This is a genomic window from Burkholderia sp. Nafp2/4-1b (assembly GCF_003635165.1).
Taxonomy (GTDB): domain Bacteria; phylum Pseudomonadota; class Gammaproteobacteria; order Burkholderiales; family Burkholderiaceae; genus Burkholderia.
In genome coordinates this window covers 66,198-89,151 of record NZ_ML058601.1, presented here as the reverse complement: position 1 = coordinate 89,151, position 22,954 = coordinate 66,198, and the positions used below count along the sequence as shown (strand labels likewise).

The window sequence follows — 22,954 nt, the reverse complement described above, 5'->3', positions numbered from 1 at the left end:
TGACGGCTATATCACATACAAGTCGACGTACTCATTGACCGGCATCGCTTCGAGCTTTGCCTGGTCCAGCGACACGTCGAAAATCGCTTGTTGCTGCTTTGCCGGGAAACGGCGGGCAAGGTTGGTCCTGAATTTCTCGATCAGCAGCGGGATGCCGTGCGCACGGCGTCGCTGATGGCCGATCGGGTATTCGACCGCCACTTCGGCAAGCTTCGACCCGTCCGCGAATTCGATCGTCAATGCATTCGCGATCGAGCGCTTCGCCGGGTCATGGTAATCCTTCGTGAACTGCGGATCCTCGACGCACACGGTTTTCGCGCGCAGCGCGTCGATGCGCGGATCGGCGGCGACCGTGTCTTCGTAGTCGGCCGCGGTCAGGCGGCCGAACAGCAGCGGCACGGCGACCATGTACTGGATGCAGTGGTCGCGGTCGGCCGGATTGGCGAGCGGGCCCTGCTTGTCGATGATGCGCAGCGCGGCCGCGTGCGTGCGGATCGTGATCCGGCTGATCTCGTCGGTCGTGCGGCCTGCGGCGGCGAGCTGCGCGTTGAGCTGCAGCGCAGCCTCGGCGGCCGTCTGCGCATGGAATTCGGCGGGGAACGCGATCTTGAACAGCACGTTCTCCATCACGTACGTGCCGTACGGGCGCTGGAAGCGGAACGGCTGCCCGTTGAACAGCACGTCGTAGAAGCCCCAGGTTTTCGCGGTGAGCGCCGACGGATAGCCCATCTCGCCGGTTTTCGCGATCAGCGCGAGGCGCACCGCGCGGGACGTCGCGTCGCCGGCCGCCCACGACTTGCGCGAGCCGGTGTTCGGCGCATGGCGGTAAGTGCGCAGCGCTTGACCGTCGACGAACGCGTTGGACACCGCGTTGATCAGTTCGTCGCGCGTGAGGCCGAGCAGGCGGCCGACGACGGCCGTCGACGCGACTTTCACGAGCAGCACGTGGTCGAGCCCGACCGCGTTGAACGAGTTCTCGAGGGCGAGGCAGCCCTGGATCTCGTGGGCCTGGATCATCGCGACGAGCACGTCGCGCATCGCGAGCGGCTGCCGGCCGGCCGCGACGGCCGTGCGGGACAGCCAGTCGGCCGTCGCCAGGATCCCGCCGAGGTTGTCGGACGGATGACCCCATTCGGCGGCGAGCCAGGTGTCGTTGAAGTCCAGCCAGCGGATCATCGCGCCGATGTCGAACGCGGCCTGGACGGGATCGAGCTGGAAGGACGTGCCGGGCACCTTCGCGCCGTTCGGCACGATCGTGCCGGGCACGACGGGGCCGAGCAGCTTGGTGCAGGCGGGGTAGGACAGCGCCTCGAGTCCGCATCCGAGCGTGTCGATCAGGCAATGACGCGCCGTCTCCAGCGCAAGCGCGCTGTCGATGCCGGTGTTCAGCACGTAGTCGACGATATCGACGAGTACCGAATCCGGCGCGGGGCGGACGTTGGAGACCGGGGCGGACATCGAGGGCCTGGGAACGCGCTTAGTTCGTTGCCGGCTTCAGCTCGTTCGATTGCGTCGGAGCCGGCGTGCCTTGCGCCATTTCCGGCGTCACGCATTCGTCGGCGAGACGCTCGCCGCCGTTCGCATCGCTGAACAGCATTGCCTTGCTCGGGATCACGACCAGCTTGAGGCCGGCGGCCGGATCGTAGAACGTGTCGGCGCCCGTCGTCGTGGCCTGACGCGGCAGCTTGTAGTTCTTCTTCGCCCAGTGAACCGTGACCAGCTGGTCGCGCTTCATGTCGCCGGCGAGGTCGAACGACAGGCCGTCCTTGCACGCCCACTTGACCGCGCCATCCGGCACCGGATCGACCTTGGCCGCGGCACGTGCCTGGGCCTTCTTGCTGCGCGGAACGAGGCGCTTGGCCGGCGCCGGGCGCTTGGCCGTCTTCTTCGCAGTCGTCGCATCCTGGGCGAACGCGCTCGGAGCCGACACCAGCATCGTGGCGGACAACGCGCCGATAGCGGTAGCGATCAGGAGTTTCTTCATGGAGTCAGAACCTTTCGATAATCAGTTGACAAGGGCCGGCAGCTGACACCGCCGGCCGGGTTGAAACTGCACGCGCCCCGGAAGCGCGCAGCGGCCGCTATTTTCACCTATTTGGCCGCGCATATTTAAGGTTTTCGGGCTCCGTTACGTTTTTTGTCGTTTCGCAAACCTGGCGCCGGTTCGCGCTCCCGCGCTTCGATGAAATCCGTGTGTCGGCGCGCGCTCACCGCGCGTCCCCGGCGGGCGGGCCGAACAGCGGCGCGGCCTCGGCCGGCACCGGCTGGCCGGTCGCCTTCGCCCGGCGCAGCACCGACCAGTAATAGCGGTAGCTCGCGCGGTCGTGCAGCGTGTCGCCGTGGCGCGTCGGGCCCCAGTCGGCGGCCTGCGCGGCCAGCAGGATCTCGGCGGCCAATGCCACTTCATCGGTGCGCGGCGCGAAGGCGTCGACGATCGGGCGGATCTGCGCGGGATGGATGCTCCACATCCGCGTGAACGCGAATTCGTCGCGCGCGCGGCGCGCATCGCCGGCGACGACGGCCATGTCGCGCACTTCCGTGGTCACGTTGTGCGACGGCGTCTTGCCGTGGGCGTGGCAGGCCGCGGCGATTTCCAGCTTCGCGCGGCGCACGAGCGGGTGGTCGAACTGGCCGGGCGAGCGCATCGCCGTATCGGGAATCGCGCCATGATGGGCGGACACGAAGTCCATCAGCCCGAAGCTCAGCGTGCCGACCAGCGGCAGCGCGGCGAGGGCGGCCGCCTGCGCGAGCGCGCCGTGCGTCTCGACCAGCACGTCGACCGGGATCGGCTGCGCGAGGCCGAGCTCGCGGCGCGTGCCTTCGATGAACGCGACCATCTCGGCCGCGTCGGCCGCGCTCGCGATCTTCGGCAGCGTGATGTAGGCCGGTGCGCGGGCGGCGCGCAGCACGATGCGCACGTCGTCGCGCCAGTGGGGATGGGAAAAGTCGTGGATGCGGACGCCGACCCGCCCGAAGCGGTTCTCGGCGCTGCCGAGGATGTCGGCGACGAGCTGCGCGTGCGCCGCTTCCTGGCCGACGGCGGCGCCGTCCTCGCAGTCGAGCGTGATGTCGAACACGGGGCCGAGTTCGGCCTGGAGCGCGAGCGACTTGCGCATCAGCTTCTCGCTGCCCGCGTAGTGATCGCAGCAGGGCAGGATCGCGGGCGGGGACGCCCCGTCGTACAGCACTTGTGCAGGAGTGAGCGCGGACATCTCTTCTACGTCAAGGAAGCGGCCAACGTGGAGAAAATCGGATTCGGGCGCGCTCTGGGCCGGCGCGCGGGGCGCCTCGAGCGGCAGAACGTGCCCGGATCGGATCGGGCGGCGGGCCGGCTGCCGGCCCGCCGCTCGTGCCGTGAGCGAGCCGCCCGGAGGCGGCCCGATCATGCAGCCTGCTTAGTTCTTCAGCAGGTGGGCGACGCCGTCGCGCTCTTCGAGCAGCTCGGCCAGCGTGCCGTCCATCTTCTCGCGCGAGAACGCGTCGATTTCCAGGCCTTCGACGCGCTTGTATTCGCCGTTTTCGCAGGTGACCGGCACGCCGTAGATGATGTCTTCGGGGATGCCGTACGAGCCGTCCGACGGAATGCCCATCGTGACCCACTTGCCGTTCGTGCCGAGGACCCAGTCACGCACGTGGTCGATCGCCGCGTTGGCTGCCGACGCCGCCGACGACAGGCCGCGCGCTTCGATGATCGCCGCGCCGCGCTTGCCGACGGTCGGGATGAACGTGTCGCGATTCCACACGTCGTCGTTGATCAGCTTCAGCAGCGATTCGCCTTCGACGGTCGCGAAGCGGAAGTCCGGGTACATCGTCGGCGAGTGGTTGCCCCACACGGCGAGCTTCTCGATCGACGCGACCGGCTTGCCCGACTTCGCTGCGAGCTGCGACAGCGCGCGGTTGTGGTCGAGGCGCAGCATTGCCGTGAAGTTCCTCTTCGGCAGATCCGGAGCCGACTTCATCGCGATGTACGCGTTGGTGTTCGCCGGGTTGCCGACGACCAGCACCTTCACGTCGCGGCTAGCGACTTCGTTCAGTGCCGCGCCCTGGACCGTGAAGATCTCGGCGTTCGCCGACAGCAGGTCCTTGCGCTCCATGCCCTTCGAGCGCGGACGTGCGCCGACCAGCAGAGCGACGTCTGCATCCTTGAATGCAACCTTCGGATCGTCGGTGATCACGACGCCCGCGAGCAGCGGGAACGCGCAATCGTCGAGTTCCATCACGACGCCTTTGACGGCGGCTTGGGCTTGCGGGAGGTCGAGCAGTTGCAGGATGACCGGCTGGTCCTTGCCGAGCAGGTCGCCGTTCGCGATGCGGAACAGCAGGGAGTAAGCGATTTGACCTGCGGCGCCGGTGACGGCAACGCGCTTTGCGGGCTTAGCCATTGAAAATCTCCAGGACGGGTGAAGCGGTGGACGCTAGGCAAAACGCCATTCTATGCGCGTTACGCGTAGCGTTGCATTGAAGCAGGGCGGAGGACTCGCGAAAGGCAGACGCGGTGAACCTGGAGACGGCCGTGGCACGTAGCCGGGGACGCGATTTGCACCCGCGAACCCTTGCTCGCCCCGGAGTGTAGGAGCCGGCGGGCCCAAAGTCAAACGGTATCATATGTCTTATATAAGACAGATGTTTTGCGGAATTTGAGTGGACGAAAAAGCGCGGTTTGTGATGAAATGCGCGCCATGACATCGAACCAGGCGAACAACGCGAATCCGACCGGCGCAGGCGGCCCAGGGCAGCCGGGCGCGGGCGATTCCATGCCGGCGCCTGCCGCTTCGCCGTCCCCGACTTTCAGCCCGTTATACCAGCAGATCAAGTCATTGATCACGCAAAGTCTCGAAACCGGTGAATGGAAGCCGGGCGAGATCATCCCGAGCGAAGTGGAGCTTGCAGCCCGTTACAAGGTCAGCCAGGGCACCGTTCGCAAGGCGATCGACGAACTGGCCGCCGAAAACCTCGTGGTTCGCCGCCAGGGCAAGGGCACTTTTGTTGCAACGCACAACGAAGATCGCGCGCAGTTCCGCTTCCTGCGTCTGCTGGCCGACGACGGTGCCGAACACCCGCACGTGAGCCGCCTGCTCGAATGCCGGCGCCTGCGCGCGCCGGCCGAGATCGCGCGGCAGCTCGACCTGAAGCCGGCCGATCCGGTCGTACAGGTGCGCCGCCTGCTGGAGTTCGACAGCGAAGTGACGGTGCTCGACGAGATCTGGCTGCCGGGCGTGATGTTCCGCGGGCTCACGTTCGAGCGGCTGAGCGAGTACAAGGGGCCGCTCTACGCGATGTTCGAGACGGAGTTCGGCACGCGGATGATCCGCGCGACGGAAAAGATCCGCGCGGTGGCCGCGGAGCCGGCGGTGGCCGACCTGCTGCACGTGCCGGCGGGTTTTCCATTGCTGTCGGTCGAGCGCGTGTCCTATACATACGGAGACCGGCCGGTGGAAGTGCGGCGCGGCTGGTATGTCACGACCGGGTATTACTATCAGAATGACTTGAGCTGACGACGTATCGGCACAAGCAGCGTGCGCGCGCTTCCCATGTTCGCGTAGCACGTTTCGGGCCGCCTTTATTCCCGTTCGCGTAACGATCCAGAGCAGACTTTCGCTGCAGCGCGATATAAAAAGGCGCTAAAATCGCGGATTAGTGTGACAACATAGTAGGGGTCTAGCATGACTGACGCAGTAAGAAAGCCGAGGCCGGAATACCGGAACATCGGAATCGGCGACATCACGTTGAAATATCGCATGCCGCTGGCGGCGATATTGTCGATTCTCCACCGAGTCAGCGGCGCGCTGCTGTTCCTGTTCCTGCCGTTCCTGCTGTTCCTCTTCGACCAGAGCCTCACCTCCGAGCTCAGCTTCGAAGTCTTCAAGCAGTTCCTCTCCAACGTCATCGTCAAGCTGATCGTCCTCGCGTTGTCGTGGGCATTCCTCCACCATTTCTGCGCCGGCATTCGCCACCTGCTGATGGACGTCAATCACGACGCCGTCTCGAAGGAAGGCGGCAAGCGGACGGCAGTCGTCGTCTTTGTCGTCTCGATCGCACTGACGATCGCCATGGCACTCAAACTGTTCGGAGCGTTCTAAGAAAATGGCAGCCAACAACCGAATCGGCTCGAAGCGCCTCGTCGTCGGCGCTCACTACGGCCTGCGCGACTGGCTCGCGCAGCGCATCACCGCCACGATCATGGCGGTCTACACGGTTATCCTGCTCGTCCTGTTCTTCGGCGCGCATGACTTCTCGTACGAAGGCTGGGCATCGATCTTCTCCGCACAATGGATGAAGCTCGCGACCTTCGTGATGCTGCTCTCCCTCTTCTACCACGCATGGGTCGGCGTGCGCGACATCTGGATGGACTACGTGAAGCCCGTCGGTGTGCGCCTGCTGCTGCAATCGCTGACCATCGTCTGGCTGCTCGCATGTGCGGGCTACGCCGCGCAGATTCTCTGGAGAGTGTAAAGAATGGCTGCAATCAAAACTTCCCTGCCGCGCCGCAAGTTCGACGTGGTGATCGTCGGCGCGGGCGGCTCGGGCTTGCGCGCAGCGCTGCAACTGTCGCGCGCGGGCCTGTCGGTCGGCGTGCTGTCGAAGGTGTTCCCGACCCGTTCGCATACGGTCGCCGCACAAGGCGGCATCGGCGCGTCGCTCGGCAACATGAGCGAAGACAACTGGCACTTCCACTTCTACGACACGATCAAGGGTTCCGACTGGCTCGGCGACCAGGACGCGATCGAATTCATGTGCCGCGAAGCACCGAACGTCGTGTACGAACTGGAACACTTCGGCATGCCGTTCGACCGTAACGCGGACGGCACGATCTACCAGCGTCCGTTCGGCGGCCACACCGCGAACTACGGCGAGAAGCCGGTCCAGCGCGCCTGCGCGGCCGCCGACCGTACCGGTCACGCGCTGCTGCACACGCTGTACCAGCAGAACGTCGAAGCGAAGACGCAATTCTTCGTCGAATGGATGGCGCTCGACCTGATCCGCGACGCGGACGGCGACGTGCTCGGCGTGACGGCCCTCGAGATGGAGACGGGCGACGTCTACATCATGGAAGGCAAGACCACGCTGTTCGCGACGGGCGGCGCAGGCCGGATCTTCGCGGCATCGACGAACGCGTTCATCAACACCGGCGACGGCCTCGGCATGGCGGCCCGCTCGGGCATCGCGCTGCAGGACATGGAGTTCTGGCAGTTCCACCCGACCGGCGTGGCCGGCGCGGGCGTGCTGATCACCGAAGGCGTGCGCGGCGAAGGCGGTATCCTGCGCAACGCGAACGGCGAGCGCTTCATGGAACGCTACGCACCGACGCTGAAGGATCTGGCGCCGCGTGACTTCGTGTCGCGTTCGATGGACCAGGAAATCAAGGAAGGCCGCGGCGTGGGTCCGAACAAGGATCACGTGCTGCTCGACCTGTCGCACATCGGCGCCGAGACGATCATGAAGCGTCTGCCGTCGATCCGCGAAATCGCGCTGAAGTTCGCGAACGTCGACGCGATCAAGGAACCGATCCCGGTCGTCCCGACGATCCACTACCAGATGGGCGGCATCCCGACCAACATCCACGGTCAGGTCGTCGGCACGTCGCGCGATCACAAGGAACCGGTCAACGGCTTCTATGCAGTGGGCGAATGCTCGTGCGTGTCCGTGCACGGCGCGAACCGCCTCGGCACGAACTCGCTGCTGGACCTCGTGGTGTTCGGCCGCGCGGCCGGCAACCACATCGTCCAGCACGTGAAGAACCAGAAGGAACACAAGCCGCTGCCGGCCGATGCAGGCGAGTTCTCGCTGGCGCGCCTGGCGAAGCTCGAGAAGTCGAGCTCGGGCGAGTACACGCAGGACGTCGCGAACGACATCCGCGCGACGATGCAGAAGCATGCAGGCGTGTTCCGCACGTCGGCGCTGCTGAAGGAAGGCGTCGATCGGATGGCCGACCTGAAGGCCCGCGTGGAAAGCATCCACATGAAGGACAAGTCGAAGGTGTTCAACACCGCGCGCGTCGAAGCGCTCGAGCTGGACAACCTGATCGAAGTCGCCCGCGCGACGATGGTCTCTGCGGAAGCACGCAAGGAAAGCCGTGGCGCGCATGCCCACAGCGATTACGAACACCGCGACGACGACAACTGGCTGCGCCACACGCTGTGGTACAGCGAAGGCGATCGCCTCGACTACAAGCCGGTTCAAATGAAGCCGCTGACGGTCGAATCCGTGCCGCCGAAGCCGCGCACGTTCTAAGCCGAGTCAAAGGAATCCGAAATGGCAAAACGCATTTTTGAAGTCTACCGCTACGATCCGGACAAGGACGCGGCGCCGCGCATGCAGACGTACGAGCTCGAGATCCAGCATGAGCGCATGCTGCTCGACGCACTGGTCAAGCTGAAGGCACTGGACGAGACGCTGTCGTTCCGCCGTTCGTGCCGTGAAGGCGTGTGCGGTTCGGACGCGATGAACATCAACGGCAAGAACGGTCTCGCGTGCCTGACGAACCTGAACGAGCTGCCGCAGAAGATCGTGCTGCGCCCGCTGCCGGGCCTGCCCGTCGTGCGCGACCTGATCGTCGACATGACGCACTTCTTCAACCAGTATCACTCGATCAAGCCGTACCTGATCAACGACGCGCCGCCGCCGGAGAAGGAACGCCTCCAGTCGCCGGAAGAACGCGACGAGCTCGACGGCGTGTACGAGTGCATTCTGTGCGCGAGCTGCTCGACGTCGTGCCCGAGTTTCTGGTGGAACCCGGACAAGTTCGTCGGCCCGGCCGGCCTGCTGCAGGCTTACCGCTTCATCGCGGATAGTCGCGACACCGCCACCGGCGAGCGTCTCGACAACCTGGAAGACCCGTACCGTCTGTTCCGCTGCCACACGATCATGAACTGCGTCGACGTTTGCCCGAAGGGCCTGAACCCGACGAAGGCGATCGGCAAGATCAAGGAACTGATGGTGCGCCGCGCGGTATAAAGCTTGATGAGCGACGATTCGCATCAATCCGACCCGCACCGCCGCGCGCGCCTCCGCTGGCGCGCGCGGCGGGGTCTGCTGGAAAACGACATCATCTTCGAGCGTTTCTTCAGCAGATACGAGCATGACCTCACCGATGCAGACGTAGGCGCGTTGTCGCGCCTGCTCGATCTGAGCGACAACGACCTGATGGACTTGCTCCTCGCGCGCAAGGAACCAGAGGGCGACCTAGACAGCCAGGACATTCACCGGCTGTTGGAGATGCTGCGCAACGTGTAACGCCAAGGTGTAGCGCGTTGTGCCCGTTATCGAATCCCGTTTCTTTATTTCGATTGAGGATGTGCCATGACTCCGTCTGATGTTAAAGCCACGCTATCGTTCAGCGACAACTCGCCGAGCGTCGAAATGCCGATCTACAAGGGCACGATGGGCCCGGACGTGATCGACATCCGCAAGCTGTACGGCCAGACCGGCAAGTTCACTTACGACCCGGGCTTCATGTCGACGGCAGCTTGTAATTCGGCGATCACGTACATCGACGGCGACAAGGGCGAACTGCTGTACCGCGGCTACCCGATCGACAACCTCGCGCAAAACGCCGACTTCCTCGAAAGCTGCTATCTGCTGCTGAAGGGCGAGCTGCCGAACGCCGCGCAGAAGAAGGAATTCGTCGACACCGTCACGAAGCACACGATGGTGCACGAGCAGATGCACTTCTTCTTCCGTGGTTTCCGTCGCGATGCACACCCGATGGCAGTGCTGGTGGCGGCTGTCGGCGCGCTGTCGGCGTTCTATCACGACTCGCTCGACATCAACGACCCGCGTCACCGCGAAGTGTCGGCGATCCGCATGATCGCGAAGCTGCCGACGCTCGTCGCGATGGCGTACAAGTTCAGCATCGGCCAGCCGTTCGTCTATCCGAAGAACGAACTGTCGTACAGCGCGAACTTCATGCACATGATGTTCTCGAACCCGTGCGAAGAGTACAAGGTCAACGACGTGCTCGTCCGCGCGCTCGACCGTATCCTGATCCTGCACGCCGATCACGAGCAGAACGCATCGACGTCGACGGTCCGCCTGGCCGGCTCGTCGGGCGCGAACCCGTTCGCGTGTATCGCAGCCGGTATCGCGTGTCTGTGGGGCCCGGCGCACGGTGGTGCGAACGAAGCCGCGCTGAACATGCTCGAGCAGATCGGTTCGCCGGACAACATCCCCGAATTCATCAAGCAGGTGAAGGACAAGAATTCGGGCGTGAAGCTGATGGGCTTCGGTCACCGCGTGTACAAGAACTACGATCCGCGTGCGAAGCTGATGCGCGAAACGTGCTACGAAGTGCTGAACGAGCTGGGCCTGCACGACGACCCGCTGTTCAAGCTCGCGATGCAGCTCGAGAAGATCGCGCTGGAAGACGAATACTTCGTGTCGCGCAAGCTGTACCCGAACGTCGACTTCTACTCGGGCATCGTCCAGCGCGCGCTGGGCATCCCGACGTCGATGTTCACGTGTATCTTCGCGATGGCACGTACGGTCGGCTGGATCGCACAGTGGAACGAAATGATTGCGGATCCGGAACAGAAGATCGGCCGTCCGCGTCAGCTGTTCATCGGCGACACGCCGCGCGAAGCGAAGCCGCTCAACGCACGTTAAGTCGTGCGCGGCGCGAACGGCCGCAAGGCCGCTCGCGTCCGGCAACGCAATGCTTCAGCACCCCGGTGGGATATCCCGCCGGGGTGTTTTCATTTGTGCGGCCGAAGTTTGTCCGATCCGGTGCGGCGTTCCAGCGACGGCGGCCGCGTATCGAGCGACGCCGGCGAGTCGGCATCGGGCGCATGGCCGTGCTGCGCGAAGAACTGCCGATATGCGCCGGGCGTCATCCCGCGCGCCGCGAGGAACTGGCGGTTGAAGTTCGCGGCGTTCGGAATGCCGCAGCGCGCGGCGACCGTCGCGATCGGCCAGTCGGTGCCGACCAGGTGACGGCACGCATGCGCGAGCCTCAGCCGCTGCACGTAGCGGCCGACGCTTTCGCCGAGGTGCCGCGCGAACAGCCGTTGCAGCGTGCGCTCGGACATGTGCGCGACGGCCGCGAGCGTGTCGATGCGCAGCGGCTCGTGAAACTGCCGGTCGATCGCGTCGAGCACGCGATCGAGGCGCTCGGCTTCGGGCGCGGCCGAGGCCGCGTCGGCGAGTGGCGCGGCTGGGTCGGGACGATCGTAGGCCTGCGCGGTGGCGAGCGGCTCGCCGCCGGCTTCCGCGAGCTCGGCGAGCGTGTCGAGTGCGGCCGCGAGGCGCACGCGCGGCGACGGATCGAGCAACTTCGGCAGCCGCGCGCGCATCGCGCGCGCCGTCTCGGCGTCGAAGCTGAGGCCCGGCGCCGCGCGGCGCAGCAGCGAGCGCAGCGGCGCGTATTCGGGGCAGCAGTCGGCCACGCGCCGCGCCCAGTCGCCGTCGAACCAGAGGACGAGCGCGACTTCCGGCGCGTCGCGGTCGATGCGCGCGTTCGACGACCACGTATGCGGCAGGTTCGGCGGCACGAGCACGAGATCGTCGTCCGCATAGCGGGCGACGTGATCGCCGATGAAGCGCTGGCCGCGGCTGTTCAGCGTCAGCGTCAGTTCGTATTCGGGATGGCGGTGCCATTCGAATGGAATGCGTGCGAGCTGGCGGTGGTACACGCGAATCGAACAGCCAGGGGCGAACGTCACGTGCTCGTACAGCGGTTTCATCGAGACCTCCGGACGAGGGCGGGCAGCGCGCGGTGGCACGATCGCGACCGATCCTCACGAGTAAAGCGCGGTTGTCCGGATTGTATCGATTGTTGGCTGGATAGTGTCGATGGTGGCCGTGCGTCGGCCGTACGCTGGATGCTCATCAAAACGATTCAGCGAGGAGACGGCGATGCATCTGACGATTGACGATCTGCCGGCCGCGATCCGCACGGCGAAACGCGCGCTGCGCGCCGACCTGCCCGGTTACGCGGCCACGTTCCGCGAACTTGAAGGCGACATCGCGCGGCAGGTGGACGCGATCCGCCGCGCACACGCACACGGCCGCGACGTGATTCCGGTGCTGCGATTCGCGGACATCGCGAACGGCACGGTGGATCCGCAGACGATTGCCGCGATCCGCACGCACGGCGCGGCGGTGATTCGCGGCGTGTTCGACGCGCGGCAGGCACGCGACTGGAACGACGAGATCGGCGCCTACCTCGATGCGAACCGTTTCGCCGAGCGGCTGGATGCGCGCGCCGAAGATCGCTACTTCGGCAATCTCGCGTCGGGCAAGCCGCAGATCTACGGCGTCTACTGGTCGAAGCCGCAGGTGGCCGCCCGGCAGTCGCCGGCACTCACGCAGGCACGCGTATTCCTGAACCGCCTGTGGCGCCACGCGGACGGCGCGCATACGCATTTCGATCCCGACCAGGTGCCGGCCTATGCCGATCGGATCCGCCGCCGGCCGCCGGGCTCGACGTCGCTCGGGCTGTCGCCGCATGTCGACGGCGGCTCGGTCGAGCGCTGGCTCGGCGCGAATTTCCGGCAGGTTTATCGCCACGTGCTGGCCGGCCGCTGGCGCGATTACGACCCGTTCGACGCCGCGTTCCGTCCCGACGTCGAGGAGATTCCGTCGCCGGCCGTGTGTTCGATGTTCCGCACGTTCCAGGGCTGGACCGCGCTGACGCCGCAAGGGCCCGGCGACGGCACGCTGCAATTGATTCCGGTCGCGAACGCGATGGCGTACGTCGTGCTGCGCGCGCTGCAGGACGACGTGGCCGATGACGACCTGTGCGGCGCGCGACCGGGCCGCGCGCTGTCGATCCAGCCCGAATGGCATGCGCTGCTGCTAGACGCGCTGGTGCCGATCCCGCACATGGAGCCGGGCGACGCGGTGTTCTGGCATGGCGACGTCGTGCATGCGGTCGAGGATGCGCATCGCGGCAGCGTCGACAGCAACGTGATGTACATCGCGGCCGCGCCCGGCTGCGCGAAGAACGACGCGTACCTGCAGCGCCAGCGGCTCGCGTTCGTGCGCGGCGACAGTCCGCCCGATTTCCCGGCCGATCATTTCGAGGTCGAGTTCGACGGACGGGGACGCGAGAGCGACCTCACGGCGCTTGGCCGTGCGCAAATGGGCTTCGAGCCGTTCGCCGGATGACGAATGCAGCGGGCGCATCGCGGCGGCGGCACGCGGCAGCCGCCGTTCGCGTCGCATCCACCACCGGTCTGCCGAATCCGCTGCGCGTTGCCTCCAATTCGACGTAATCGGCTGCGGGCGCGCCCGAAATCGACGCGAATTGCGCAATTTGGCTTCCGATAATGGTCCGGACACAACGCAGCTGCCCCGTGCGCCGCACGGAGGCAGCGTGACCATGGAGAAGCCGATGCAATTCACGCAAGCGATCGTTCGCCGCCCCGCGCCGTCCTGTGGCGCGGGTCTCACCACCGCCACGCTCGGCGCGCCCGACTACGACAAGACGCTCACGCAGTTTCACGCGTACTGCGACGCGCTGCGCGGCCTCGGCGTCGCGCTGACCGAACTGCCGCCGCTGGACGCGTTCCCCGATTCGCACTTCGTCGAGGACGTCGCCGTCGTCACGCCCGAATTCGCCGTGATCACGCGCCCGGGTGCGCCGGCGCGCCGCGGCGAGACGGCCCACATCGAAGCGGCGCTCGGCGCGCATCGCGACCTGCTGCCGATGCAGGCCGGCCGTCTCGACGGCGGCGACGTGATGCTCGTCGGCAAGCGCTTCTATATCGGCCTGACAGGCCGCACCGACGCCGAGGGCATCGCCGAGTTCGAGGCGCTGGTGTCGCGCTACGGTTATTCGGTCATCGCGGTGCCGGTCGGCGCGGGTCTGCACCTGAAGTCGGTCGTCAACGCGCTCGGCGACGACACGCTGCTCGTGACCGAGGCGCTGGCCGCGCATCCGGCATTCGCCGAGTACCGCCGGATCGCGATCTCGGCCGTCGACGAATACGCGGGCAACACGCTGCGCGTGAACGGCACGCTGATCACGCCGGCAGGCTATCCGCGCGTGCACGACGCGATTCAGTCGCTCGGGCTGCCGCTGCACGTGATCGACACGAGCGAGTTCCGCAAGATGGACGGCGGGCTGACCTGCCTGTCGCTGCGGTTCTAGCCGATTGGCGAGCGGCCGCTTCGGCCGGATAATGTGGCCCCCGCGCGGAACTGGAGGAGACCCTCCGCGCACCCGCCACACACCGACCGGAGCGAACGCGGATGACCGACAAGAAGATGCAGCTCGACAAGATCGATCTCCGGATCCTCGACATCCTGCGCACCGACGGCCGGATTTCATACCGGAAGCTGTCGGAGCTCGTGAACCTCACGCCGCGCCCGTGCCAGGCGCGCGTGGAGCGGCTCGAGGCGCTGGGCGTGATCGAAGGCTACCGCGCGGTGATCAAGGCGCCGCGCGCGACCAAGCCGATCGTCGTGATCGCGCAGATCGTGCTGGCCGATCACGGGCGTTCGCAGGTGCCGTTCGAGGATGAGATGCGGAACAACCCGGCGGTGCTCGATTGCTGGCTCGTCAGCGGCACGTTCGATTTTCTCGTGCGGCTTGCGTGCGAGGATCTCGACGAGTACCGGCGGATCGCGAACGTGTGGCTGGAAAGTCCGCGGTTCCGGATCGAGAAGATCGTGACGACGGCCGAGCTGCAGGCTATCAAGCGCAGCGTCGTCTGACGCGGCCCGGCAGGCAGGACCGGCTTCGACGTGAATAACCGGGTCGATCGATTGGGATTCCGAATCGATTCGATCGACCCGAATCCAATCAGGGTGAACACTATGGATGCTATGCAAGCGGTAGCGCGGACAACCGCGCCGTCCGGGACGGCGCTCAAGCGCCGGCTGCAGGGCCGCCACATCGCGATGATCGCGATCGGCGGCTCGATCGGCACGGGGCTGTTCGTCGCGTCGGGCGCGTCGGTCGCGCAGGCGGGGCCGGGCGGCGCGATCGCCGCGTATATCGCGATCGGGATGATGGTCTACTTCGTCGTCACCGGGCTCGGCGAGATGGCCGCGCTGATGCCGGTGTCCGGCTCGTTCGCGGTGTACGGCGAGAAATACGTCGACGAAGGCTTCGGCGTCGCCCTCGGCTGGACCTACTGGTACAGCTGGGCCGTGACCATCGCGATCGAGCTGGTCGCCGCGCAGATCGTGATGCGCTACTGGTTTCCAGCCATTCCGGGCGTGTGGTGGGGTGCCGGATTCCTGGTGCTGATCTTCCTGCTGAACACGCTGTCCGTGCGCGGCTTCGGCGAGTCCGAATACTGGTTCTCGCTGATCAAGGTCGTCACCGTGATCGCGTTCATCGCGGCGGGGCTGCTGATCGCGGCCGGCCTGCTGGGCAACGGCCATCCGGTCGGCTGGCGCAACTTCCGGACCGGCGATGCACCGTTCGTCGGCGGCGTGCACGCGATGATGAGCGTCGCGCTGATCGCGGGTTTCTCGTTCCTCGGTACCGAGTTGGTCGGCATTACCGCCGGCGAATCGGAACACCCGCGCAAGACGATCCCGCGCGCGGTGAAGCAGATCTTCTGGCGAATCATGCTGTTCTACGTGCTCGCGATCTTCGTGATCGGCCTGCTGGTGCCGTACACCGATCCGAACCTACTGAAGAGCGACGTGACCGACATCGGTGTGAGCCCGTTCACGCTCGTGTTCAGCCATGCGGGCTTTCCGCTTGCGGCCGGCGCGATGAATCTCGTGATCCTGACGGCCGTGCTGTCGGCCGGCAACTCGGGCACGTATGCGGCCACGCGGATGCTGTACAACCTCGCGGCGGAAGGCCGTGCGCCCGCGATGTTCGCGACGTTGTCGCCCGGCGGCGTGCCGCGCAATGCGCTGTACGCGACGATGGCGGTGGGCGGGCTGTGCTTCCTCACGTCGCTGACCAACAACCAGAGCATCTACCTGTGGCTGCTCAACACGGTCGGCATCACCGGCTTCATCGCGTGGCTCGGCATCGCGGTTTGCCACTACCGGTTCCGCAAGGGCTTCCTGAAGCAGGGCTACCGGCTCGAGCAGTTGCCGTACCGCGCGAAGTGGTTTCCGTTCGGGCCGCTGTTCGCCATCGCGATCTGCATCGTGATCTCGCTCGGGCAGGATTACCAGGCGTTCTTCGCGGCCCGCATCGACTGGATGGAGGTGTTGTCGATCTACGTGTGGATTCCGCTGTTCGTCGCGATCTGGTGGGCGTATCGCCGCGTGCGCAAGAGCCGGCTCGTGCGCTACGAGGAGATGGAAATCGGGCCGTGGCTCACGCGCTCGGACGACGCCGTCGACGCGGCCGTCACGCACGGGAAACGCGACCCGTCGCGTTGAGCGCCGGGCGGCGCGCGCGGATGCCGCGCCGCCGCTACGCGTCCAGCTCCGGATAGTGCCGGAAGATCCCCATGTCGTTGAACGGGATGCGGCGCTCCGATTCGAGATAGCGCGCGACGGGCGGATGCTCCGCGACGCGATCGTGCAGGCCGACGAGTGCCGCGACCTTGCGCTCTGCGCGCTTCATCGCTTTCGGAAACGCATAGCGCAGGCCCTCGATCAACTGGAACATCGTCAGGTCTGCATAACTGAGCGCGCTGCCCGCGATATAACCGCGCTTGTGCGGATTCTGCGCGAGCACGCGATCGAAATACCCGAGGAACTTCGGCAGCCGATGCTGGAGGAAATCGGCCGCGCGCTCGGCTGCCTCCGCCTTCTGGTCCTCGTAATAGAGGCCGCTGCCGATCGGGTGATGCGTATCGTGGATCTCGGTGATGAAATCGGCGGCGGTCAGCTGCAGTTGATGCACCCACAAGCGTCCGGCTTCGTCGTCGGGTGCGAGCCCGAGCCGTGCGCCGAGAAACAGCAGGATGTTCGCGGTCTGCCCGACGACCACGTCGCCGGCCTTCAGGAACGGCGGGGCGAACGGCACGCATTCGGCCTTCGTGCTGTCCATCATGCGCATCATCGCGGATACGCCCATGCCGCGCCCCGATTCGCGCGCGACGTCGACATAATCGGCCTCGGCCGCTTCGAGCGCGAGCCGCACGTATTCTCCGCGGCCCTGGATTTCGGGCCAGTAATAGAGCTCATATCGCATGCTGTTCTCCTGTCCGGTCGATGCGTCGGGTGAGGCCCGCATCGTGATGGCGGGGAGGGCGGTCGTGCGCCGCCCGTGGCGAATAGACAGTCTAGGAGATCGTGCGCGATAAAACCGCATGAACGACATGGCTCACCGCCGGTGAAACGGAAGTCGCGCGCTCACCACCGATGAAACAAATTCGACCATCGGCGAAACGAAGTGATGATCGTCCGCATTCGTTCGACAACTTCACCGCAATTTAATAGACGGCCACTACGATTCCGTCTCGTCGATCGACGGATCGTCGCGTTGCGGTTCACGCTCCGGCTCTGCCGCCCATCGCCGAACCGCGCGACGCGCCCGATTGCCATTTCCGCTGACCCCGCGACTCGCAACACTGCGATTCGCATCGTTTCGTATCTCTTATGAATTCGAATCCATCGACTGCTACCCGCAGAAAATTCCTGGCTGCCGCACCGGCCGTTGCGGCGGCGCCGCTGTTGAGCGCATGCGGCGGCGACGACGTCGCGGCGGCACCGATCACCGATGCGGCACTTGCCGCGCAGATGTCCGCGAAACTGAACGCCCAGCTCGGCGATGCGGCGACGGTCGATGCGATCGTGCCGGCGATGACCGATGTCGGCTTCACGTGGGCGCTGCCGACCGTGCCGGCCGCACAGATCGGCGCGATCGTCGCGTACAGCTTCGGCAATCGCCCGAACGCGGCGAGCGGCAACACGTCGAGCACGGGCGGCAACCAGTCCGCGCTGCCCGATCCGGGGCCCGTCAACGAAGCGCTGGCGGACGCCGTGTACCGCATCCGCCAGTTGAAGCCCGTCAAGGTCTACGCGCAGTGGGAAATCGCGCGCTTCCTGGTATCGAAATACGGGATGGGCAGCGACGTGCTGTCGTCGATCGAGCCGGTGATCGCGAGCGACGGCTCGATCGTGTACCTGAGCACCGCGGGTGTCGCGGCCGTGGCCGTATCGCGCGCGGGTGGCGCATCGGCGATGGGCACCGTCGCGGTGGTCGGCCACCGCGACCATGCGAAGCGCTGCCTCCAGATTTCGCAGCAGGCAGGCATGAAGGCGGCTGCGGTCGCCGAGGTGCCGCTGCCGACGATGTACGACCCGCAGTCGGGCCAACCGTGGACGCGCAACCGCAGCCTCTATCTCGTGCACGACATGTATGCGCAGATGCTGACGCGCGCGATGACCGCGACGATGCGGGCGTTCCCGAAGGGCTGATGCCTTCCGTTGTTTCTCATTCGAATTCCGTGACCATGACGAACCGCCGCCATTTCCTGGCTTCCACTTCATTGCTCGCCGCATCGTGCGCCGCCGCTGCACCCGCTTTCGCGGGCGACGCGCCCGTTTCCGATGCCGAACTGCAGCGCCAGATGCTCGGCAAGCTGACCAACGAACTGAACGATCGCGCGACCGCCGCCGACGAAACCGGTCATCTGCTCGACACGTTTTTCTCCTGGACGCCGCCGACCGTCGACGCTGCCGCCATCAACACGATTGCCGCGTTCGGCTTCGGCAGTCGCGCCGGGGCATCGGCCGCCACGCCGGTGCCGGGCCCCGTGAACGAGGCGATCGCCGATGCCGTGTTCCAGCTTCGGCAGAAGATCGCGGTGCCGGTTTTCGCGCAGCAGGAAGTCGCGAGCGTGCTCGCGTCGAAGTACGGACTGACGGCCGGCGTGACGTCGATCGCGACGCCCGCTGCGGCGGCCGGCAGCCTGATACCGACGCCCGACGGCGTGGTCGCCGCGATCGTCAGGCAGGCCGGTTCGGCGGCGGCGCTCGGCAAGGTCGGCGTCGTCACGCACCGCGATCAGGCGTCGATCGCCGTGCGCGCGTCGAACGCGGCGGGGATGCAGGCGGCGGTGCCGGCCGGGCTGACGCTGCCGGGTACCTACGATGCATCGGCCCAGCAGCCGGCGATGCGGCGGCGCGATCTCTACCTGCTGAGCAACGCCGGCATGCAGCTCGCGATGCTGCGGCTCGACCTGATCAATCGCGAATATCCGAACGGCTAGGCGAGGGCGCGGGCGATCGCCGCGAGCCGGATCGTGCGTGCCCCGTTTGGCTGGTAATGCCGATACAGGTATTGGCACTACCAGCCAAACCACTGTTTTTAATGGGTTTTTTAGCGCCGAGCCTGCGCCGCAGCGCGTTCTGCGTGGCATAATCGATCGCACCAGTAAGGCTTGTAGTCACAACGACCCCGCATACCCATGGCACAGACTCTCTACGACAAACTGTGGAATACCCACGTCGTCCACTCCGAGGACGACGGCACGGCATTGCTCTACATCGACCGTCAGCTGCTGCACGAAGTCACGAGCCCGCAGGCGTTCGAAGGGCTGAACGTCGCGCATCGCCCGGTGTGGCGCATCAGCGCGAACCTGGCCGTGTCCGACCACAACGTCCCGACCACCGATCGCAGCCACGGCATCGCCGATCCCGTCTCGAAGCTGCAGGTCGACACGCTCGACGCGAACTGCGACGCGTTCGGCATCACGCAGTTCAAGATGAACGACGTGCGCCAGGGCATCGTGCACATCATCGGGCCGGAGCAGGGCGCGACGCTGCCGGGCATGACGATCGTCTGCGGCGATTCGCACACGTCGACGCACGGCGCGTTCGGCGCGCTCGCGCACGGCATCGGCACGTCGGAAGTCGAGCACGTGCTCGCGACGCAAACCTTGCTCCAGAAAAAGAGCAAGAACATGCTCGTGAAGGTCGAGGGCGCACTGCCGCGCGGCTGTACCGCGAAGGACATCGTGCTCGCGATCATCGGCAAGATCGGCACGGCCGGCGGCACGGGCTACGCGATCGAATTCGGCGGCTCGACGATCCGCGCGCTGACGATGGAAGGCCGCATGACCGTCTGCAACATGGCGATCGAAGCCGGCGCGCGCGCGGGCATGGTCGCCGTCGACGACACGACGATCGACTACCTGAAGGGCCGTCCGTTCGTGCCGACCGGCGCGGAATGGGACCAGGCCGTCGAATACTGGCGCGAGTTCAAGTCGGACGAAGGCGCGCAGTTCGACCGCGTCGTCGAGCTGAACGCGGCCGAGATCGTCCCGCAGGTCACGTGGGGCACGTCGCCGGAAATGGTCACGTCGATCGACGGTCGCGTGCCGGACCCCGAGCGCGAGAAGGATCCGGTCAAGCGCGACGCGATGGAGCGCGCGCTGGCCTACATGGCGCTCGAGCCGAACACGCCGATCGAGTCGATCAAGGTCGACAAGATCTTCATCGGTTCGTGCACGAACGCACGCATTGAAGACATCCGCGCGGCCGCGTACGTCGTGAAGAAGCTGAACCGCCGCATCGCGTCGAACGTTCGGCTCGCGATGGTGGTTCCGGGCTCGGGCCTCGTGAAGGCGCAGGCCGAGCGCGAAGGGCTCGACAAGGTGTTCACCGATGCCGGCTTCGAATGGCGCGAACCGGGCTGCTCGATGTGCCTCGCGATGAACGCCGACCGGCTCGATCCGGGCGAACGCTGCGCGTCGACGTCGAACCGCAACTTCGAAGGCCGGCAGGGCGCGGGCGGTCGCACGCACCTCGTGAGCCCCGCGATGGCGGCGGCGGCGGCGATCGAAGGCCACTTCGTCGACATTCGCCAGCTGGGGTAACGCGTGACGGCAACGAAACTCATCGCGCGGCTGGTTGCCGCGCTGGCGCTCGCGGGGCTGGGCTTCGGCCTTGCGGGCTGCAATACCGTCCGAGGCTTCGGCCAGGACGTCAACGCCGCCGGCAATGCGCTCCAGCGCGCCGCGGATTGATGGCCGCCGAGAATTTGTCGATGTGCGCCGGCTGACTGCCGGCCCTTCTACCGGATAGACGGATCATGGAAAAATTCACTGTACATACCGGCGTCGTGGCGCCGCTCGATCGCGAGAACGTCGACACCGACGCGATCATCCCGAAGCAGTTCCTGAAGTCGATCAAGCGCACGGGTTTCGGCCCGAACGCGTTCGACGAATGGCGTTACCTCGACCACGGCGAGCCGGGTCAGGACAACTCGAAGCGTCCGCTGAACCCGGACTTCGTGCTGAACCAACCGCGCTACCAGGGTGCCTCGGTGCTGCTCGCCCGCAAGAACTTCGGCTGCGGCAGCTCGCGCGAGCACGCGCCGTGGGCGCTGCAGCAGTACGGCTTCCGCGCGATCATCGCGCCGAGCTTCGCCGACATCTTCTTCAACAACTGCTACAAGAACGGGCTGCTGCCGATCGTGCTGACCGAGCAGCAGGTTGATCACCTGTTCAACGAGACGGTCGCATTCAACGGCTTTCAACTGACGATCGATCTCGACGCGCAGGTCGTGCGCACGGGCGACGGCCGCGAGTATGCGTTCGACATCACTGCGTTCCGCAAGTACTGCCTGCTGAACGGGTTCGACGACATCGGGCTCACGCTGCGTCACGCGGACAAGATCCGTCAGTTCGAAGCCGAGCGGCTCGCGAAGCAGCCGTGGCTCAACAACAAGCTGGTCGGCTGAGATTGCCTTCGGGCGGGCGCGCATGACGCGCGCTCGCCGACTTGCCACCCACACCTACCCAGTCAGGAATAACGCATGAAGATTGCAGTGCTGCCCGGCGACGGCATCGGTCCGGAAATCGTCAACGAAGCGGTCAAGGTGCTGAACGCCCTCGGCGAGAAGTTCGAACTCGAACAGGCGCCGGTCGGCGGCGCGGGCTACGAGGCGAGCGGTCATCCGCTGCCGGACGCGACGCTGAAACTCGCGAAGGAAGCGGACGCGATCCTGTTCGGCGCGGTCGGCGACTGGAAGTACGACTCGCTCGAGCGCGCGCTGCGCCCCGAGCAGGCGATCCTCGGGCTGCGCAAGCATCTCGAGCTGTTCGCGAACTTCCGCCCGGCGATCTGCTATCCGCAGCTCGTCGATGCATCGCCGCTGAAGCCGGAACTCGTCGCGGGCCTCGACATCCTGATCGTGCGCGAACTGAACGGCGACATCTACTTCGGCCAGCCGCGCGGCGTGCGCGCGGCGCCGGACGGCCCGTTCGCCGGCGAACGCGAAGGCTTCGACACGATGCGCTACTCGGAGCCGGAAGTGCGCCGCATCGCGCACGTCGCGTTCCAGGCCGCGCAAAAGCGCGCGAAGAAGCTGCTGTCGGTCGACAAGTCGAACGTGCTCGAGACGTCGCAGTTCTGGCGTGACATCATGATCGACGTGTCGAAGGAATACGCGGACGTCGAGCTGTCGCACATGTACGTCGACAACGCGGCGATGCAGCTCGCGAAGGCGCCGAAGCAGTTCGACGTGATCGTGACCGGCAACATGTTCGGCGACATCCTGTCGGATGAAGCGTCGATGCTGACGGGTTCGATCGGCATGCTGCCGTCGGCGTCGCTCGACAAGAACAACAAGGGCCTGTACGAGCCGTCGCACGGCTCGGCACCGGACATCGCGGGCAAGGGCATCGCTAACCCGCTCGCAACGATCCTGTCGGCCGCGATGCTGCTGCGCTACTCGCTGAATCGTGCGGAACAGGCCGATCGCATCGAGCGCGCGGTGAAAACGGTGCTCGAACAAGGCTATCGCACGGGCGACATCGCGACGCCGGGCTGCAAGCAGGTCGGCACGGTGGCGATGGGCGACGCGGTGGTCGCCGCGCTGTAACGCGCGGCAACGCAGTACGGCAGTTAGGCAGCAGTCAAGGCAGTTAATGTAGAAAGGGCGCGAACCGGCCGCGAAATCGGCCGGTTTCCGCACGGTTGGCCGTTGTGCGGGCAACCGGCTTTGTGTAGACTCGAACGATGGCGCTGATTTCCCTGATCTCCCCGGTCTTGAAACTCCACGGCAACACTGCCCGTGCGGGTGCGCGCGCCATCGTCATCACGAAAACCATTACCACGAAAACGATCATTAAACGCTGAT

Annotated in this window: 24 protein-coding genes; 18 read left to right on the top strand and 6 right to left on the bottom strand. The window is 65.8% G+C overall.

Annotation, left to right across the window (positions count from 1 at the left end; genetic code table 11):
* Nucleotides 1-6: 6 nt before the first annotated feature.
* The 4 genes from C7H84_RS09905 to C7H84_RS09890 all read right to left on the bottom strand — a co-directional run bounded on the left by C7H84_RS09905 (nt 7) and on the right by C7H84_RS09890 (nt 4,382).
* On the bottom strand, nt 7-1,458 hold the full coding sequence (locus C7H84_RS09905; RefSeq protein ID WP_121858646.1) for a bifunctional 2-methylcitrate dehydratase/aconitate hydratase: 1,452 nt from the start codon (nt 1,456-1,458) through the stop codon (nt 7-9).
* Nucleotides 1,459-1,477: 19 nt separating this feature from the next.
* Complete coding sequence (locus tag C7H84_RS09900; protein WP_121858645.1) at nt 1,478-1,984, bottom strand: hypothetical protein; 507 nt, start codon at nt 1,982-1,984, stop codon at nt 1,478-1,480.
* Nucleotides 1,985-2,207: 223 nt separating this feature from the next.
* Nucleotides 2,208-3,212, bottom strand: coding sequence for an aldolase/citrate lyase family protein (locus tag C7H84_RS09895; protein ID WP_121858644.1), 1,005 nt, complete (start codon nt 3,210-3,212; stop codon nt 2,208-2,210).
* A gap of 183 nt (nt 3,213-3,395) precedes the next feature.
* Nucleotides 3,396-4,382 (bottom strand): malate dehydrogenase, encoded by a 987-nt coding sequence (locus C7H84_RS09890; protein WP_121858643.1) that lies wholly within the window; start codon nt 4,380-4,382, stop codon nt 3,396-3,398.
* 288 nt (nt 4,383-4,670) lie between these two features.
* Between C7H84_RS09890 and C7H84_RS09885 the strand changes: the two genes are divergently transcribed.
* The 7 genes from C7H84_RS09885 (at nt 4,671) to gltA (ending at nt 10,602) form a co-directional block, all read left to right on the top strand.
* Nucleotides 4,671-5,495 carry a GntR family transcriptional regulator gene (locus C7H84_RS09885; protein WP_121858642.1) on the top strand — a complete coding sequence of 275 codons (825 nt, stop codon included), beginning with the start codon at nt 4,671-4,673 and terminating at the stop codon, nt 5,493-5,495.
* A 168-nt stretch (nt 5,496-5,663) separates the two neighbouring features.
* A complete protein-coding gene (gene sdhC / locus C7H84_RS09880; RefSeq protein ID WP_121858641.1) occupies nt 5,664-6,080 on the top strand; it encodes a succinate dehydrogenase, cytochrome b556 subunit in 417 nt (138 codons plus the stop codon).
* A gap of 4 nt (nt 6,081-6,084) precedes the next feature.
* Entirely contained in the window at nt 6,085-6,453 is a 369-nt protein-coding gene (sdhD, locus tag C7H84_RS09875; protein ID WP_034180015.1) for a succinate dehydrogenase, hydrophobic membrane anchor protein, read from the top strand.
* Between the two features lie 3 nt (nt 6,454-6,456).
* Complete coding sequence (sdhA, locus tag C7H84_RS09870; RefSeq protein ID WP_121858640.1) at nt 6,457-8,232, top strand: succinate dehydrogenase flavoprotein subunit; 1,776 nt, start codon at nt 6,457-6,459, stop codon at nt 8,230-8,232.
* 21 nt (nt 8,233-8,253) lie between these two features.
* On the top strand, nt 8,254-8,955 hold the full coding sequence (locus C7H84_RS09865) for a succinate dehydrogenase iron-sulfur subunit (RefSeq protein WP_121858639.1): 702 nt from the start codon (nt 8,254-8,256) through the stop codon (nt 8,953-8,955).
* A 6-nt stretch (nt 8,956-8,961) separates the two neighbouring features.
* Nucleotides 8,962-9,234: a succinate dehydrogenase assembly factor 2 gene (locus tag C7H84_RS09860; protein WP_121858638.1), complete on the top strand. Its 273-nt coding sequence runs from the start codon at nt 8,962-8,964 to the stop codon at nt 9,232-9,234.
* A 66-nt stretch (nt 9,235-9,300) separates the two neighbouring features.
* Nucleotides 9,301-10,602 carry a citrate synthase gene (gltA, locus tag C7H84_RS09855; protein ID WP_050011289.1) on the top strand — a complete coding sequence of 434 codons (1,302 nt, stop codon included), beginning with the start codon at nt 9,301-9,303 and terminating at the stop codon, nt 10,600-10,602.
* A gap of 89 nt (nt 10,603-10,691) precedes the next feature.
* Here the strand turns inward: gltA and C7H84_RS09850 are convergent, their stop codons facing one another.
* Nucleotides 10,692-11,678 (bottom strand): AraC family transcriptional regulator, encoded by a 987-nt coding sequence (locus tag C7H84_RS09850; RefSeq protein WP_121858637.1) that lies wholly within the window; start codon nt 11,676-11,678, stop codon nt 10,692-10,694.
* Between the two features lie 172 nt (nt 11,679-11,850).
* Between C7H84_RS09850 and C7H84_RS09845 the strand changes: the two genes are divergently transcribed.
* The 4 genes from C7H84_RS09845 (at nt 11,851) to C7H84_RS09830 (ending at nt 16,296) form a co-directional block, all read left to right on the top strand.
* Complete coding sequence (locus tag C7H84_RS09845) at nt 11,851-13,104, top strand: DUF1479 domain-containing protein (RefSeq protein ID WP_121858636.1); 1,254 nt, start codon at nt 11,851-11,853, stop codon at nt 13,102-13,104.
* A 226-nt stretch (nt 13,105-13,330) separates the two neighbouring features.
* Nucleotides 13,331-14,089 carry an amidinotransferase gene (locus C7H84_RS09840; protein WP_121858850.1) on the top strand — a complete coding sequence of 253 codons (759 nt, stop codon included), beginning with the start codon at nt 13,331-13,333 and terminating at the stop codon, nt 14,087-14,089.
* 101 nt (nt 14,090-14,190) lie between these two features.
* Nucleotides 14,191-14,655: an Lrp/AsnC family transcriptional regulator gene (locus tag C7H84_RS09835; protein ID WP_121858635.1), complete on the top strand. Its 465-nt coding sequence runs from the start codon at nt 14,191-14,193 to the stop codon at nt 14,653-14,655.
* Nucleotides 14,656-14,757: 102 nt separating this feature from the next.
* The gene (locus C7H84_RS09830) at nt 14,758-16,296 is read left to right on the top strand and encodes an amino acid permease (protein ID WP_121858634.1); all 1,539 of its coding nucleotides are present in this window, start codon (nt 14,758-14,760) and stop codon (nt 16,294-16,296) included.
* A 34-nt stretch (nt 16,297-16,330) separates the two neighbouring features.
* On the opposite strand, the gene C7H84_RS09825 is transcribed toward C7H84_RS09830, so the two are convergent.
* On the bottom strand, nt 16,331-17,056 hold the full coding sequence (locus tag C7H84_RS09825; protein ID WP_121858633.1) for a glutathione S-transferase: 726 nt from the start codon (nt 17,054-17,056) through the stop codon (nt 16,331-16,333).
* Nucleotides 17,057-17,463: 407 nt separating this feature from the next.
* Between C7H84_RS09825 and C7H84_RS09820 the strand changes: the two genes are divergently transcribed.
* The 7 genes from C7H84_RS09820 to C7H84_RS37110 all read left to right on the top strand — a co-directional run bounded on the left by C7H84_RS09820 (nt 17,464) and on the right by C7H84_RS37110 (nt 22,953).
* Complete coding sequence (locus tag C7H84_RS09820; RefSeq protein ID WP_121858632.1) at nt 17,464-18,285, top strand: hypothetical protein; 822 nt, start codon at nt 17,464-17,466, stop codon at nt 18,283-18,285.
* Between the two features lie 35 nt (nt 18,286-18,320).
* Complete coding sequence (locus tag C7H84_RS09815) at nt 18,321-19,079, top strand: Tat pathway signal protein (RefSeq protein ID WP_121858631.1); 759 nt, start codon at nt 18,321-18,323, stop codon at nt 19,077-19,079.
* A 198-nt stretch (nt 19,080-19,277) separates the two neighbouring features.
* Nucleotides 19,278-20,687, top strand: a complete 1,410-nt coding sequence (gene leuC / locus C7H84_RS09810; RefSeq protein WP_121858630.1) for a 3-isopropylmalate dehydratase large subunit — start codon at nt 19,278-19,280, stop codon at nt 20,685-20,687.
* Nucleotides 20,688-20,690: 3 nt separating this feature from the next.
* A complete protein-coding gene (locus tag C7H84_RS09805; RefSeq protein ID WP_121858629.1) occupies nt 20,691-20,837 on the top strand; it encodes an entericidin A/B family lipoprotein in 147 nt (48 codons plus the stop codon).
* 65 nt (nt 20,838-20,902) lie between these two features.
* Nucleotides 20,903-21,553 (top strand): 3-isopropylmalate dehydratase small subunit, encoded by a 651-nt coding sequence (leuD, locus tag C7H84_RS09800; protein ID WP_121858628.1) that lies wholly within the window; start codon nt 20,903-20,905, stop codon nt 21,551-21,553.
* Between the two features lie 75 nt (nt 21,554-21,628).
* Entirely contained in the window at nt 21,629-22,696 is a 1,068-nt protein-coding gene (leuB, locus tag C7H84_RS09795; protein WP_121858627.1) for a 3-isopropylmalate dehydrogenase, read from the top strand.
* A gap of 137 nt (nt 22,697-22,833) precedes the next feature.
* Complete coding sequence (locus tag C7H84_RS37110; RefSeq protein ID WP_006756675.1) at nt 22,834-22,953, top strand: hypothetical protein; 120 nt, start codon at nt 22,834-22,836, stop codon at nt 22,951-22,953.
* Nucleotide 22,954 lies beyond the last annotated feature (1 nt).